The 13,088-nt window shown below is 73.0% G+C and carries 14 protein-coding genes and 1 pseudogene; 4 read left to right on the forward strand and 11 right to left on the reverse strand.

Translation table 11 applies throughout. The features are described from left to right. Nucleotides 1-18 precede the first annotated feature (18 nt). From abc-f to ACF1B9_RS07020, 3 genes are all read right to left on the reverse strand, one after another. Nucleotides 19-1,659, reverse strand: coding sequence for a ribosomal protection-like ABC-F family protein (abc-f, locus tag ACF1B9_RS07010; RefSeq protein WP_391739504.1), 1,641 nt, complete (start codon nucleotides 1,657-1,659; stop codon nucleotides 19-21). 390 nt (nucleotides 1,660-2,049) lie between these two features. After that, on the reverse strand, nucleotides 2,050-2,988 hold the full coding sequence (locus ACF1B9_RS07015) for a M56 family metallopeptidase (RefSeq protein WP_391739505.1): 939 nt from the start codon (nucleotides 2,986-2,988) through the stop codon (nucleotides 2,050-2,052). Beyond that, the gene (locus tag ACF1B9_RS07020; protein WP_391739506.1) at nucleotides 2,985-3,368 is read right to left on the reverse strand and encodes a BlaI/MecI/CopY family transcriptional regulator; all 384 of its coding nucleotides are present in this window, start codon (nucleotides 3,366-3,368) and stop codon (nucleotides 2,985-2,987) included. Before ACF1B9_RS07020 ends, ACF1B9_RS07015 begins: the two co-directional genes overlap by 4 nt. 204 nt (nucleotides 3,369-3,572) lie before the next feature. On the opposite strand from ACF1B9_RS07020, the gene ACF1B9_RS07025 reads away from it, so the two are divergent. From ACF1B9_RS07025 to ACF1B9_RS07035, 3 genes are read left to right on the forward strand one after another with little or no spacing between them, the layout of a single operon-like run. Next, nucleotides 3,573-4,241 carry a DedA family protein gene (locus ACF1B9_RS07025; RefSeq protein WP_376271324.1) on the forward strand — a complete coding sequence of 223 codons (669 nt, stop codon included), beginning with the start codon at nucleotides 3,573-3,575 and terminating at the stop codon, nucleotides 4,239-4,241. After that, the gene (locus ACF1B9_RS07030; RefSeq protein WP_391739507.1) at nucleotides 4,241-4,843 is read left to right on the forward strand and encodes a phosphatase PAP2 family protein; all 603 of its coding nucleotides are present in this window, start codon (nucleotides 4,241-4,243) and stop codon (nucleotides 4,841-4,843) included. The genes ACF1B9_RS07025 and ACF1B9_RS07030 overlap by 1 nt, the downstream gene beginning before the upstream one ends. Next, a complete protein-coding gene (locus ACF1B9_RS07035; RefSeq protein WP_391739508.1) occupies nucleotides 4,840-5,547 on the forward strand; it encodes a phosphatase PAP2 family protein in 708 nt (235 codons plus the stop codon). The genes ACF1B9_RS07030 and ACF1B9_RS07035 overlap by 4 nt, the downstream gene beginning before the upstream one ends. Nucleotides 5,548-5,572: 25 nt before the next feature. Here ACF1B9_RS07035 and ACF1B9_RS07040 read toward each other — a convergent pair. The 8 genes and pseudogenes from ACF1B9_RS07040 to ACF1B9_RS07075 all read right to left on the reverse strand — a co-directional run. Continuing rightward, nucleotides 5,573-5,710 (reverse strand): annotated as a pseudogene (locus tag ACF1B9_RS07040) (DUF6191 domain-containing protein); the annotation flags it as partial. Between the two features lie 93 nt (nucleotides 5,711-5,803). Next, complete coding sequence (locus ACF1B9_RS07045) at nucleotides 5,804-6,844, reverse strand: NAD(P)-dependent alcohol dehydrogenase (RefSeq protein WP_391739509.1); 1,041 nt, start codon at nucleotides 6,842-6,844, stop codon at nucleotides 5,804-5,806. A gap of 55 nt (nucleotides 6,845-6,899) precedes the next feature. Beyond that, nucleotides 6,900-7,673 (reverse strand): SDR family NAD(P)-dependent oxidoreductase, encoded by a 774-nt coding sequence (locus ACF1B9_RS07050; RefSeq protein WP_391739510.1) that lies wholly within the window; start codon nucleotides 7,671-7,673, stop codon nucleotides 6,900-6,902. Continuing rightward, nucleotides 7,670-8,341 carry a TetR family transcriptional regulator gene (locus ACF1B9_RS07055; protein ID WP_391739511.1) on the reverse strand — a complete coding sequence of 224 codons (672 nt, stop codon included), beginning with the start codon at nucleotides 8,339-8,341 and terminating at the stop codon, nucleotides 7,670-7,672. The genes ACF1B9_RS07050 and ACF1B9_RS07055 overlap by 4 nt, the downstream gene beginning before the upstream one ends. Before the next feature lie 86 nt (nucleotides 8,342-8,427). Further along, complete coding sequence (locus tag ACF1B9_RS07060; RefSeq protein WP_391739752.1) at nucleotides 8,428-9,633, reverse strand: PP2C family protein-serine/threonine phosphatase; 1,206 nt, start codon at nucleotides 9,631-9,633, stop codon at nucleotides 8,428-8,430. Between the two features lie 270 nt (nucleotides 9,634-9,903). Beyond that, nucleotides 9,904-10,662, reverse strand: a complete 759-nt coding sequence (locus tag ACF1B9_RS07065; protein WP_391739512.1) for a GNAT family N-acetyltransferase — start codon at nucleotides 10,660-10,662, stop codon at nucleotides 9,904-9,906. Continuing rightward, complete coding sequence (locus tag ACF1B9_RS07070) at nucleotides 10,659-11,579, reverse strand: NADP-dependent oxidoreductase (protein ID WP_391739513.1); 921 nt, start codon at nucleotides 11,577-11,579, stop codon at nucleotides 10,659-10,661. The genes ACF1B9_RS07065 and ACF1B9_RS07070 overlap by 4 nt, the downstream gene beginning before the upstream one ends. Before the next feature lie 166 nt (nucleotides 11,580-11,745). Beyond that, nucleotides 11,746-12,657, reverse strand: coding sequence for a TIGR03619 family F420-dependent LLM class oxidoreductase (locus ACF1B9_RS07075; protein ID WP_391739514.1), 912 nt, complete (start codon nucleotides 12,655-12,657; stop codon nucleotides 11,746-11,748). Here ACF1B9_RS07075 and ACF1B9_RS07080 point away from each other — a divergent pair. Continuing rightward, nucleotides 12,638-12,958 (forward strand): ATP-binding cassette domain-containing protein, encoded by a 321-nt coding sequence (locus ACF1B9_RS07080; RefSeq protein WP_391739515.1) that lies wholly within the window; start codon nucleotides 12,638-12,640, stop codon nucleotides 12,956-12,958. The genes ACF1B9_RS07075 and ACF1B9_RS07080 overlap by 20 nt on opposite strands. Nucleotides 12,959-13,088 lie beyond the last annotated feature (130 nt).

Raw genomic sequence — 13,088 nt, forward strand, 5'->3', positions numbered from 1 at the left:
GGCCCCGGCCGACGGGCGTCACGGCACGACCGGATGGCCCTCGCGCAGTTCCAGCCGGTCACCGGTGAAGCGGCTGCGGAAGCTGCGGTCGTGCGAGACGACGACGACGGCTCCCCGGTACGCGGCGAGCGCAGTCTCGACCTCCTCCACCAGGCTGAGCGCGAGGTGATTCGTCGGCTCGTCGAGCACCAGCAGGTCGGCGGGGCGGGTGACCAGGCGGGCCAGTGCGAGGCGTCGTTGCTGGCCGATGGAGAGGGCGGCCACCGGCACCGTCAGCTCCTCGGGACGGAACAGACCCAGGCTGAGGAGGCTCTCGGCGTGTTCGTCCGGGTGGCCCGGCCGCCCGGCGGCGAAGGTCGCCAGCAATGAGCGGCGCGTCGGCCGTACGGGGAGCTCCTGGGGGAGATAACCGATCCTGGCCCGACGGAGCACGGTTCCCGCGTCGGGGATGAGGTCTCCGGCCAGGACCCGCAACAGGGTGGACTTTCCGGCGCCGTTGGGGCCGGTCACCAGGAGGCGCTGCCCGGGGTCCACGCGCAACTCCGGCAGCCGCAGCCGGTCGCCGACGGCGACGGAGCGGAGCGCGACGAGTGGTCCGGGTTCCGCCTCGCCGTCGGTGGCGACGGGGATGTCGGCGCGGAAGCGCAGGGGCCGGGGCGGGGCAGGCACCGGCGCCCCGCGCAGCCCGTCCAGGCGGGTTCTGGCTGCCCTGACCCGCCCGGACAGCTTGGCCTCGTGCGAACGACGGTGCTTGCCCCAGCCCTCTCCCGGGTCCTTTCCCGTCCCGGCGAGGCGTCGTCCGGTCGCGCTCACGAGCTCTTCGGCACGCGCCACCTCGTCCAGCCATTCCTGGTGGTCCTGTGCCCAGCGGCGGCGGGCAGTGGCCTTCGCCGTCCGGTACTCGGCCCAGCCGTCCCCGTAGCGGACGACGTCGCGCAGATCACGGTCGACCTCCAGGATGACGTCGGTGGTCCGCTCCAGGAAGGTCCGGTCGTGGGTGATGACGACGACGGTGCCGCGGTGGGCGCGCAGGCGTTCCTCCAGCCAGGTGGTGGCACGGAGGTCGAGATGGTTGGTCGGCTCGTCGAGCAGCAGGAGTTCGGGGTCGGCCGCCAGCACGCAGGCGAGCGCGAGTCTGGACCGTTCGCCTCCCGACAGCGTGCCGAGGACCCGGGCACGGGTGAGACGGCCGAGTCCGAGGCCGTGGAGCGCCGCGTCGACGCGGGCGTCGGCCCGGTATCCGTCGCGTTCCTCGTACGCCGTCAGCAGATCACCGTACGCGGCGAGTCGGTGGTCGTCCGGGCCCGCGGCTCCGGCGAGCGCCTCCTCGGCAGCGCGGATCTCCCGTTCGAGCGTGCGCAGTTCGGCGAGGGCCGTGTCGACGGCTTCCTGGACGGTGTGGCCGGGGGCGAGTGCCGGGGTCTGGGAGAGGTGACCTGTGCCGCCGGGGAAGCGGACAGCGATCTCGCCGCCGTCCGGTCTCTCCGCTCCGGCCATCAGCCGGAGAAGCGTGGACTTTCCGGAGCCGTTCTCGCCGATCACTCCGGCTCTGTCTCCGGGGCGGACGGTGAGCGACACCTGGTCGAGGACGGTTCGGTCCCCGTAACTCTTGGAGACGTCCTTCATGGTCAGCTGGGCGCGGGCGTGTTGAGGAGTCATGGGTGCTTTCCCTGAGGTGACATGCCTCGGCGGCGCACGACGGTGCGCGGCTGGGCGGGGCTGTCGGACGGGCGGAAGGGACCGCGGCACGCGGGGACCCTCGGGGTCACCCGGCGACGCTCGACGTCGCGCGGCGGCGTCCCTGCCCGGAATCAGCGAAAGAAGTAGTACGAACCCATGGGCGTCAGTGTAGCCACGATCGCGGGGCGGTCCGGGAGAATTTCCGACCGCCCCGACCGGTTCGGACGAGGCGTACCGGGTGGGCGCAGGTGTTCCTCGTCGGCTCGGGAGGTGTCGAATCCGTCCGTGTCCGCACCGTGTCGCTCGGGGGCACGGCCGGCCACGGCGCAGGTCGCGAGGAGCCGACTCGAAGGAGTCAGAAGGGGCGTGCTACGGACTCTCGCCCTGAGCCGCTTCGATGCTGCTGTGCAGGTCGTTCGTCGCGTCGAGCGTGGCGGCCCCGGAGACGACCAGGCAGGCCAGCAGCGCCGCGGCGGCCACCCGGCCCACGCGGGGGCGCGGGGCGCTCCGGCCGAGCAGCGCTGCGACGCGACGGGGTACGGGTCCGGCGGCCGCGGCGAGCGCCACTCGTGGGCGGGGCCGGGCGGCGCCCTCGGCGGCTCGGGCGGCGAGGGCGGCGCGGCCGATGGCCCGGGCGGCGACCCGTCGGTCGCCGACCGCCGAAGCGGCTGCCTCGTCGGCGCAGCGCTCCAGGGCGTAGCGCATGGGGGCGCGCAGCGAACGCAGCGCGGGGTGGCAGAGGGCAGCCATTTCGGCGGCGGCGATGAAGAGGTGGTGGCGCCCCGAGAGGTGGGCGCGTTCGTGTGCCAGCAGGGCGTCGCGTTCGGCGGGGTCCAGGGCGCGCAGCATACCCGTGGTGACGACGATCCGGCCGGGAGTGCCGGGACGCCCGGGCAGGGCGTAGGCGTCGGGGCGGCTGTCGCGCAGGACGGCCAGTTCGCCCTCGGTGCACCCGGGCGACCGCGCGGCCCGGTGCAGCTCCGCCCAGTGGCGGTGGGCGGCGCGGGCGACCGCGGCGGCGCAGCCCGCGAGCAGCGCCAGTGCCGCGGCCGCGAGGGGGACGGCGACGACGGGAGCGGCGTCGGAGAGCGGTCTGACGAGTTCCCCGAGGGCGGAGACGGCGGAGAAGCGCGTGGCTCCGGGCACCACCAGCAGGGCCAGGGCGAGCAGGCTGCACAGGGCGAGACCGGCGCCCGTCGAGGCGAGCAGCCGTACGGCGCGTACGGGCGACAGGGCGTCCGCCAGCCGACGGGCGGCGGGTACCGCGACGAAGGGCATCAGCAGCGGAACCCACACGGCATAGATCATCGGGCTTCTCCGTCGAGCAGATCCCGGAGCAACTGCTCGTCCTCGTCGGTGAGCTGTGACACGAATCGCGCCAGCACGGTGCTGCGGTCCTCCTCCTTCCGCAGCTCGCTGTGCATCCGGCGGGCGGTCAGCCCGGGGGCGTCCTCGGTCGGGGTGTAGGCGAATCCGCGGCCGGCCCGGGTGCGGGTGACCGTACCCTTTTCGTAGAGGCGCGACAGAATCGTCGTGACCGTGGTGCGGGCGAGCGCCGCCCCGACCGCGCCCTGCACCTGGCCGGGGGTGAGCGGCGTCTCGGCCGCCCACAGGGCCGCCAGGATCGTGGATTCCAGCTCGCCGGACGAGCGCCGCTCCGATGCGGTGCGATGGGGCGTCGCGCTCACGGGCGCCGTATCCGGTGACGGCCCCGGGGCGGCTGCGCCGTGCGGGCGGGGGGCGGGTTCTCCGCTCGATATCCCCTTCACCTGGGACATGGGAACTCTCCTCCCCCTTCAGGCGTCTACAGTGACGTAGACCGTCTACATCACTGTAGTCAGTCCGGGCGTTCCGACGGGCCGCCCGCTCACCATTATGGGAGACCCTCCACCGTGTCCGTATTCTCACTGGCGGCCGCGCCACAAGCGGTGAACGTGCTGGACGCAGGTTCACTGCTCGGAGCGTTCGGTGCGCTCGGCATCGCCGTCGTGCTCTTCGCCGAGACGGGACTGCTCGTCGGCTTCTTCCTGCCCGGCGATTCGCTGCTGTTCACGGCTGGCCTTCTCTGCGTGTCGGGCACCCACGGCCCGGTCCATCTGTCGCTGCCGCAGGTGCTGATCGCCGCCGTCGCCGGTGCGCTGCTCGGCGCGCAGGCGGGTTACTGGATCGGCCGCCGCGGTGGCCGGGCCCTTCTCGCCCGCAGCCGCGCCAAGCGGCTGCACGAGGGCGCCGCCCGCGCCGAGGAGCTGCTCGGCAGATACGGCCATGCGCGGGCGATCGTGCTGGCCCGCTTCGTGCCCGTCGTACGCACGGTGCTCAATCCGCTCGCCGGGGCGCTCAACGTCCCTGCCGGACTGTTCACGTTGTGGCAGGTCGTCGGCGGGGCGGTGTGGACCGTGGGGCTGGTTCTCGCGGGGTACGCGCTGGGCTCCTCGGTGCCCAACGTCGATCGTTATCTGCTGCCGATCGTCGCTGTCGTGGTCATGGTCTCCCTCATCCCGCTCGCCGCCGAACTGCTGCGCTCCCGCGGCCGACGCTCCGCAGAAGGAGAGAACAGCTGATGCCACTCGCCTCCACCGCCACCTCGATCGACGGCGGCCTGTACACCTGGATCACCGAGCTGGCCCAGCGCTCCCCCGCCGCTCTGGACTCGGTCGTCCGCCTCTGGTCGGACTACGGGCTCGCCCTGTTCGCCCTGCTGATGCTCGCGTCCTGGTGGCGCTCGCGCTCGGCGGGGCCCGCCCGCACTGCCATGGCGCTCTGTGCACCGCTCGTCGTGGTGGCCGCGTATCTCGTCAACGACGTGGTGAAGTCGCTCTTCCATGAGCAGCGGCCCTGCCAGACCCTCCATGTCGTGACGGTGGAGGCGTGCCCCGCACTCGGCGACTGGTCCTTCCCCAGCAACCATGCCGCCATCGCGGCGGCCGCGGCGGTGGCGATCTGGCTGACCGACCGCCGTCTCGGGGCGATCGCGGTGCCCGCCGCGCTGCTGATGGCGGCGTCCCGGGTCTGGATCGGTGTGCACTACCCGCACGATGTACTGATCGGGGTGGTCACCGGCGCGCTGGTCGCCTGGCCGTTGATGGTCGCGGCACGACGCTGCGCCCCGGCAGTGGTGCGGCTGCGCGACAGCCCGCTGCGCCCGCTGGTGGCCAACCGGTGACCGGAAACGCTTCGACGCTCGCGGGCGGCCGGTCGCCCGCACCTGCCGCGTTATCACTCCGCGCTCCGCTGGGGGCCGCGCTGGTGGGGCTGGTCGGACTCGTCCTGCTGACGGCTCTCGTCCTGGCCGCCCGGCACGGCTCCCCGCCGGCCCTGGACCGGACCGCCCACGACTGGTCGTTGCGGCACCGGCCGTCGGGCCTCGTGGCGACCGCTCGGGCCGTCACGGCCACCGGCACCGGGGTGTTCCCGTATGCGGCGGCGGTGACGGCCGGGCTGATCGCGGGCGGTGACACGCGTCGACGGCTGGGACACGTGGTGGGGGCACTGGCCTTCCTGCTGCTCGGGCAGGGCGTCCGCTACGGCCTCATGAGGCTGATCGCCCGGCCCCGCCCCCCGCTGGGCGACTGGGCCACGCACGCCTCGGGCTTCGCCTTCCCCTCGGGCCATGCGACGACGTCCGCGCTGATGGCCGGTCTGCTGCTCACGGCCATCGGTGTCCGGGCGCACGGCCGGAGGGTGGCTCGTCCGCTTCGTGCCGCCGTCGCCGCCCTGGTCGTCTGCTGGGCCGCGGCCGTCGGCCTGAGCCGGGTTCTGCTCGGCGTCCACTGGGCGACGGACGTGCTCGCCGGATGGTTGTTCGCCGCGGTCTGGGTGGGAATCGGGACGGCGCTGATACGGAAGGTGCTGCCGTTTTCGCGGTGACCGGTCGCCGGGGGGCTGCCCCGGCTCACCCGCCGACCGCTGTCGCTCCTGGTGGGAACGGACCCCAGGAGTGACCGGTCAGGCGGATGACGGCGCGGCCGCCGTCGAGGTCGACGGTCGAGCGGTGGGGCGGGGCGCCGTCCTCCTCGTCGTCGCGCAGCAGGGCGCTGCGGTGCGCATCGGGCGCGGGTATGACGGTGCGGGCCGTCGCACCGCGCGACGGCCCGCACCGTGCCGAGGGCCGGAGCCCGACCGGTCAGCCGTTGGGGAGGATGACCGCGCGGCCGTTGATCCTGCCGTCGTGCAGCCGCTCGTAGGCCAGCGGTGCCTCGCCCAGCGTGTAGGTCTCGACGTGGACCTCGACCGCTCCGGCGCGGGCGAGGTCGAGCACCTCGGCGAGTTCGGCGCGCGATCCCCAGTAGGGGGAGGACACCGTCGTGTTGTACGGCAGCGAGCCGAAGCCGACCGGCAGCGCACCGCCGCCGAGGCCGACGATCGTGACATCGGAGTCGATGGCGGCCGCGGCCCCGGCCGTGGCGACGGTCGGTGGGGCTCCGACGAAATCGAGGACGACCTGCGCTCCGGCACCGCCGGTCAGTTCACGGACCTTCGCCGCGGCGTTCGCGTCGGAGAGCACCGTCTCGTGGGCGCCGACGGCACGGGCCAGGGCCAGTTTCTCGTCCGTGACGTCGAGGGCGATGACCCGGACGGCCGTCATGGCGCGCAGCAGTTGGATCGCGACATGGCCGAGACCGCCGGTGCCGATGACGACGGCGGTGGCACCGGGCACCAGCTTGGGCAGGGACCGCTTGATCGCGTGGTAGGGAGTCAGGCCCGCGTCGGTGAGCGGCACGGCCTGGACCGGGTCGAGGCCGCCCAGCGGCACCAGATGACGGGCGTCGTCCACGATCATGTACTCGGCCATGGCGCCGGGGGAACCGAGTCCGGGCGGGGTGATGCCGAGTTCCTTGGCGCGCAGACAGTAGTTCTCCTTGCCCTCGGCGCACTTGACGCACGTACCGCAGCCCCAGGGGCCGTAGACAGCGACGGACTCTCCGATCGAGAGGCCCTTCACCCCGTCGCCGAGTGCGGCTATGGTGCCGACGCCCTCGTGGCCGAGGGTGAGCGGCAGCGGGAAGGGGAGCTGCTCCGCGGGCCGGCTCATCACGGCGATGTCGGAGTGGCAGACGCCGGCGGCGGTGACCTTGATCATCACCTGGCCGGGGCCGGGCTCCGGATCGGGCACGGTGACGACCTCGGGTGCCGAGCCGACGGCGCGGTACTGGACGGCCTTCATGGGTTCTCCTCACTCTTCGCTTTCTGTTGCTCGCCCCCGTTCCCCCGTACGCCGTTCAGGAGGCGGAGTATCCGCCGTCCACCAGGTGGTAGCTGCCGTGGATGAAGGAGGCGCGGTCGGAGAGCAGGAACGCGGCGAGTTCGGCGACCTCCGCCGCCTGGCCGAGACGCCCGGCCGGGTGCAGCGAGATCAGGTGGTCGCGTGCGGGGCCGTCCGTGTTGCGCAGCAGCGGTGTGTCGATGAAGCCGGGGCCGACGGCGTTGACCCGGACGTTGCGTGCCGCGTATTCGAGGGCGGCCGTCTTGGTGAGGCCGACGACGCCGTGCTTGGCGGCCACGTAGGCGGGAGACCCGGCGAAACCGTTGGTGCCGAGGATCGAGGACATGTTGACGACGGCACCGCCGCCCGCCGCGACGATGGCGGGGAGTTCATGACGCATCGAGTAGAAGACGCCGCTGAGGTTGGTGGCGACGACCCGGTCCCAGTCCTCGATCGCGTACTCCCCGGTGGGATTGCTCGGCCCGCCGATGCCCGCGTTGTTGACGGCGAGGTGCAGGGCGCCGAAGGTGTCGACGGCGAATCGCACACCCGCTTCGACGGAGGCGGGGTCGGTCACGTCCATGGCGACCGCGGCGGCCTTCGCCCCGGCGCTCTCCAGTTCGGCGACGGCCTTGCGGGCGTTGGCCTCGTCGTAGTCGGCGACGACGACGGACGCGCCGCCCGCGGCCAGCCGGTGGGCGAGGGCCAACCCGATGCCGGAGGCGCCGCCGGTGACGAGGGCGGTCCTGCCTGCGAACTCCTGGTCGACGGGGGTGAGGGAGGTGCTCATGAGGTGGTGTTTCCTTCCGTGGTGCTGTGTGACGCCGGCCCGGCGGGAGGTTGCGCGAGCAGTTCTCCGGAGAGGGCGTCGAAGGCCTGCCCGACCAGTTGGGGCAGGTCGTCCGGGTGTCCGCCGCGTACCCAGGCGGCCTGGGCCGCCAGGAGCGCCCCGGCGCCCGCGGCGACCGTGACAGCGGGGCGGATGTCCAGCCGGGGGTCGACCCCGAGCCGGTCCGCGACGATGGCGACCGAGTCCTCCTGGGCGTCCACCCGGATGTGGTGGAACGCTGCGTAGAGGGTCGGCTCCTGCTCGGCGAGGACCAGCAGGTCGAAGATCCGGGCGCGGCGGTGCCAGGCCTGCGCACCGGGGTCGTCGAGCCAGTCGAGGACGGCCCGGCGGTACGCGGTGAGCGGGGGCTCGTCGGCGGGGCGTGCGCGCAGGGCGTCGTTGATCCGGTCGCCGTCGCCCCGGATCGAGTCCAGGACGGCGGCCTCCTTGCTGGTGAAGTACCGGCTGAAGGTACGCCGGTCGACGTCCGCGCGTTCCGCGATCTCCTCGACCGTCACTTCCTTCAGGCCCCGGTCGAGTACGAGCTCGAAGGCGGCCTGCGCCAGTGCGTCCCGGGTCCTGCGGGCCTTGCGGCTCCGTCGCTCCGGGGCCTTCCGTTCCGGATTCATACATGCACCGTACACCGAAAAATGTCCCATCGCGACAGAAGTCTCATCGGGACATGGGGGTCCCATACGGCCGCCTTCCCGTGCCCCTACCGGCGGCTGAACGTCTCGGCTGCGCGGCGGGCACCGTGACCTTCCGCCGGGCGTCGTCGATGAACGCCTGCCGGCGCCCGGCACAGGGCGAGCACGGCGATGTCGTCGCGTCGCACGCCCCCGGAGAAGGCCTCCAGCTCGGTGTGGAGCGCGTCGAGCACCTCGCGCGGCCCCCGCCGTGCCCAGTGGCCCAGCCGGGTGTCCAGGGGGTAGAACGCGCCCGACGCGTCCCGGGCCTCGGTGACCCCGTCCGTGAACAGCAGGAGCGTGGCATCGGGCGGGAAGTCCAACCGCTCCGCGACCCGCGCCTCCACGCTGAGCTCCGCCATGCCCAGCGGAACGGATGTGTGGCGCAGCACAGCCGCGCGGGCCACGCCGCCGTGCAGCAGTCGGGGCGGCAGATGGCCGCAGTTGACAGCCTGCACCCGGTCGTCTCCGTCGACGCCGAGCACCAGGGCGGTGACGAAGCGCTCGATCGCCCCGGTCTGGGCGGAGAAGGCGTTGTGCCGTGCGACCGCGTCCTCCAGCGCGTCGACCACGCCGGTCAGGCTGGGCTCGCGGATGGCGGCCTCCCGGAACGCGCCGAGCACGGCGAAGCCCGCCCCGATCGCGGCGAGCCCCTTGCCCTGGACGTCGCCGATGACCGCCCGCGTTCCGTAGGGGGACTGGACGACCTCGTAGATGTCACCTCCGACCAGCCGGTCCTCCTCGATCGGCGTATAGATGCCGTGGGCGAGGATCTGGTCGGTCAGGATGGGCAGCGGGCGCAGGATCTGCCGTTGGAGTGCGACGGCGGCGGAGCGGAGCCTGGCGATCTCGGCGGCATGACGGATCCGCAGCGCACAGGCGCCGACGCCCAGGAAGCAGGCCAGCACGGTGAATACGACACTGCTGGTGATGGACCAGAACGTTCCCCCGGTCACCAGCCGTGAGCAGACGGCGACGATCGTGATCCAGGTGGCCGCGCCCACGGTCTGCCGGATCGTTCCGAAGACCGAGACGAGTGCCGGCACCACCACCAGCATCGGCACGAGGTGCATTTCGTCGCCGGTACGGATGTCGAGGGCGCCGACCAGGACGGTCAGCAGTGCCAGCCCGCCGAAGAGTGCTCCATTGCCGACCCGGGGCGCGAAGACGGCCGCCTCCCTTACGTCCGTGTGCGGGAGCGTCGCTCCACGCCCAGGGTGTTTCGTCCGGATCACGCCGGGCTCGCGTGTCCCGGTGCCGCGTCTGGCCGATCCCGTCTGGTCCAAACGAAAGACCCTCGCCGCCTCGCGCCGGAGCCCGATCGTCACGGCCCGTTCCTCCCGGGATCTGCCGGCCCCGCGCCGGCGTTCGTTCCCAGTCCAACCGGATCAGCGGGGGCGGCACACGGGGCTTACGGCCCCTCGGTCCGCGCCGAAGGTCCCGGATGGGGAGGCGGCGTGACCTTCGGCCCGAGCTCCCCGGGCCGAAGGTCACCGCGCCGCGCGTCAGCGCACGGCCGCCGCACGAACACCGCCGGACCCCGACAGACGCGTCGGCGGGTGCCCCGGTACGAGCGCCGAGAGGAAGGACGTCCGGCGCCGGAGCACGAATCCCAGCGATTCGTAGAGCCGGATGGCATGGGTGTTGGTGGCGGAGGCGTGCAGGAACGCTGTTTCGCCACGTTCCCCGATCTCGTGGGCGACGGCGAGGACGAGCCCGCCGGCGAGCCCCTGACCGCGCACGGACTCGTCCGTGCAGACACCACTGATCTCGCTCCAGCCGGTTGGGTGCAACCGTTCACCGGCCATCGCGACGAGGGCCCCCTCGCGCCGGACCCCGAGGTAGGTGCCGAGCTCGACCGTTCGGGGCAGGAACGGCCCCGGGCGGGTGCGGGCGACCAGATCGAGCATCTCGGGCACGTCGGCGGGTCCCAGCCGTACGGCCTCGGGAAACGGGGCCGCGGCGATCCCGCCGTCGACGAGCTGGACCCCCTCGGCGTGGAAGGTGATCTCCCAGTCGTCCGGCGGCGGCTCGCGGAAGGCGGTGATCGTGACGGCGCCACCCGGTCCGGCGAGCGCGGCGGCATCGGCCCAGTCCTCGGCCTGCGGCGCGTCCGGGACCGATACCCAGGGAGCCAGGTCCGCCGGGTAGCGCAGCACTCGCCCACGGTGCTCGGCGAAATGGGCGTGCGGGCCGGTCAGCGCGGCGCGGACCGGGTTGTCGAGCGGGTGCGGGTCACCGGCAGCGGCATGGGGCACGCTCATGCGGCCACCTCGATGACGATCTTGCCGCGCGTGTGTCCGCCCTCCACGGCGCGCAACGCCGCTCCGGCCTCGTCGAGCGGGAAAGTCCTGGTCACATACGTCCGCAGGACGCCGGTGACGACGAGGTTCGCCACCTCGTCGAGGACTGCCGCGGTGCGGGCCCGCGCGACGGCCGCGCCTCCGAGTTCCACCGCCAGTGGCTTGCCCCCGGCGCTCACGAGCGTGGCCGGGTCCGCGAGCAACGGGGCCACGGCACGCAAGGTGTCCCCGCCGACCAGGTCGAAGATCGCGTCGATGCCGTGGGGGGCCGCCGCCCGCACCCGGTCGGCGAGTCCGTCGCCGGATTCGACGTGCACCGCGCCCAGCGACTCGACGAAATCCTTCTTGTCCGCGCTCGCCACGCCGGCGACCCGGGCGCCGGCGTGACGCGCCAGCTGCACCGCGGCCGTTCCCACGCCTCCTCCGGCCCCGGTGACCAACAGGGTCGAACCGGGGGTGGGTGCGAGCTGGCGCACGCCGTCGTAAGCGGTGGCCGCCGCGACCGGCAGCACGGCCGCGTCGGTGAACGACAGCGCGCCCGGCTTGTGCGCGGTCACCGCGGCGGGCAGCAGCGTGTACTCGGCGTACCCACCGGTCAGCGGGTTGCCGAAGACCTCGTCCCCGACCGCGAATCCTTCGACGTCCGGGCCCACGCCCTCGACGACTCCGGCGGCCTCGCTGCCGAAGACGGTGGGAAACGGCTGCGGCTCGCTGCCGGGCCGGGTGTACCCCGTGCGCAGCTTCCAGTCGACCGGGTTGACCCCGGCCGCCCGGACGGCGACGAGCAGTTCGCCGGGACCGGGCACCGGCACTTCCTGCTCGGCGAGGGCCTCCACCTCCGGCCCGCCGTTGCGGGTGAACACGTACGCCTTGGGCATGGGCTCCCTCTCTCCTGTTTCATGGCGCCGACGGTTCGCGGCGCCGACGACCGGGCCGCTCCACGCTGGGGCACCGGTCCTGTCACCACCTCGTACAGGAGCGGGAAGGTCGAATTCGGAGCGCGTATTCCCGGGCCGGGTGCGGTGTTCGCTGGGCCGCACCGATTCAGCGGACGCCACCCGTGACCGGGTCGACGACCTTGTTCACGAGGAGTTCGAGCAGCTTCCGGTCATCGTCCGCGGTCCCCCGCTCGGCGGGTGTGTCCGGGTTGACGTCGAGCAGCACATGGGTGGCACCCAGCTCGCCGAGTTCCGCCAGGTCGGCCCGGATCCGGTCGATCGTGCCGTGCCCGGCGGGGCGGTCGCTCCCCAGGAGTGCGTCGGTGACGCGGATCTGCAGCCGCGGCACGAGCGCGGGAACGGGACGCCCGACCCGCTCGGCCTCCTCGGCGATCACCGGAAGCCCGGACCGGATCGCGTCGAGCGGCAGCCGGTACGGATGCCAGCCCTCGCCGAGCCGGGCCGCACGGCGCTGGGCGGCGGCCGAGTTGCCACCGACCCAGACGGGCAGACAGGGAGCGGACGCGGGTGCCGGCGCGGTCCGGACCTCCCGGTAGGAGATGTGCTCGCCCCGGAACGTCGTGGGATCCTCGGCCCAGGCCGCACGGATGGCGGCGAGGTATTCGTCAGTGATCCGTCCTCGCTCCGCGAAGGGCACGCCCAGCGCCTCGTATTCGGCCCTGGACCAGCCGATCCCCGCGCCGAGGATGAATCCGTCGGCGTTCAGGTTGTCGATGTTGGCGGCGAGCCGGGCCGTCTGCAGCGGGTGCCGGTACGGGATCACCGTGACGGTCGTGCCGAGCACCAGCCCCGGCACCCGTCCGGCGATGTGCGCGGCGAGCACGAACTGGTCGTAGAACGGGGCCGGATACGTCTCGTGCACATCGGGGGTGACCGCGATGTGGTCGGAGATCATCGCGAAGGAGTACCCCAAGTCCCTTGCATCTACGGCCTGTTGGAGGAGACCTTCCGGGGTTGTTCCGGCACCGAAGTTGAGTATGTTCACACCGAATTTCACCCATGGAGCCTACAACCGGACAGCGCAAGGCCGTTCCGGCCGGAAGAAGCAGACGTCCGCCGTCCCGGCAGGGAACGGCGGGATTCACCTCCTCGACAGGGCGGAGGCCGTACGGCCGCCGACTCCCCCGCGCACCGGGGCACGCGGGCGGCGCCCGGCCGCGCTCTCCGGCGGCGAGCGTCAACGGGTGGCCCTCGCGCGAGCTCTGGCTGCCCGGACCCGGCTGCTGATCCGCGACGAGGCGGTGGCGGCGCTGGATGTGCCGGTCCAGGCCCAGCTGCTCGGGTACCCGCGCGACTGAGGCGTCCATCCCCCGGGCCTGCCACCGATTTCGGCTCAACTACCGGTTGATATCGGCCGGTCGCCCCCGACGCGCCGCAGACTGTGGCAGTCTGGAGGTGACCGCCCCACCGGGCTCCCCCGTACCGGTG

The organism is Streptomyces sp. NPDC014727, assembly GCF_043083485.1.
In the GTDB taxonomy this organism is placed as follows: Bacteria; Actinomycetota; Actinomycetes; order Streptomycetales; family Streptomycetaceae; genus Streptomyces.

Excerpts from the sequence above, each read along its gene's own strand:
- abc-f (WP_391739504.1), bottom strand. The coding sequence starts at position 1,659 with ATGACTCCTCAACACGCCCGCGCCCAGCTGACCATGAAGGACGTCTCC.
- ACF1B9_RS07015 (WP_391739505.1), bottom strand. The coding sequence starts at position 2,988 with ATGATCTATGCCGTGTGGGTTCCGCTGCTGATGCCCTTCGTCGCGGTA.
- ACF1B9_RS07030 (WP_391739507.1), top strand. The coding sequence starts at position 4,241 with ATGCCACTCGCCTCCACCGCCACCTCGATCGACGGCGGCCTGTACACC.
- ACF1B9_RS07045 (WP_391739509.1), bottom strand. The coding sequence starts at position 6,844 with ATGAAGGCCGTCCAGTACCGCGCCGTCGGCTCGGCACCCGAGGTCGTC.
- ACF1B9_RS07050 (WP_391739510.1), bottom strand. The coding sequence starts at position 7,673 with ATGAGCACCTCCCTCACCCCCGTCGACCAGGAGTTCGCAGGCAGGACC.
- ACF1B9_RS07055 (WP_391739511.1), bottom strand. The coding sequence starts at position 8,341 with ATGAATCCGGAACGGAAGGCCCCGGAGCGACGGAGCCGCAAGGCCCGC.
- ACF1B9_RS07065 (WP_391739512.1), bottom strand. The coding sequence starts at position 10,662 with ATGAGCGTGCCCCATGCCGCTGCCGGTGACCCGCACCCGCTCGACAAC.
- ACF1B9_RS07070 (WP_391739513.1), bottom strand. The coding sequence starts at position 11,579 with ATGCCCAAGGCGTACGTGTTCACCCGCAACGGCGGGCCGGAGGTGGAG.
- ACF1B9_RS07080 (WP_391739515.1), top strand. The coding sequence starts at position 12,638 with ATGTTCACACCGAATTTCACCCATGGAGCCTACAACCGGACAGCGCAA.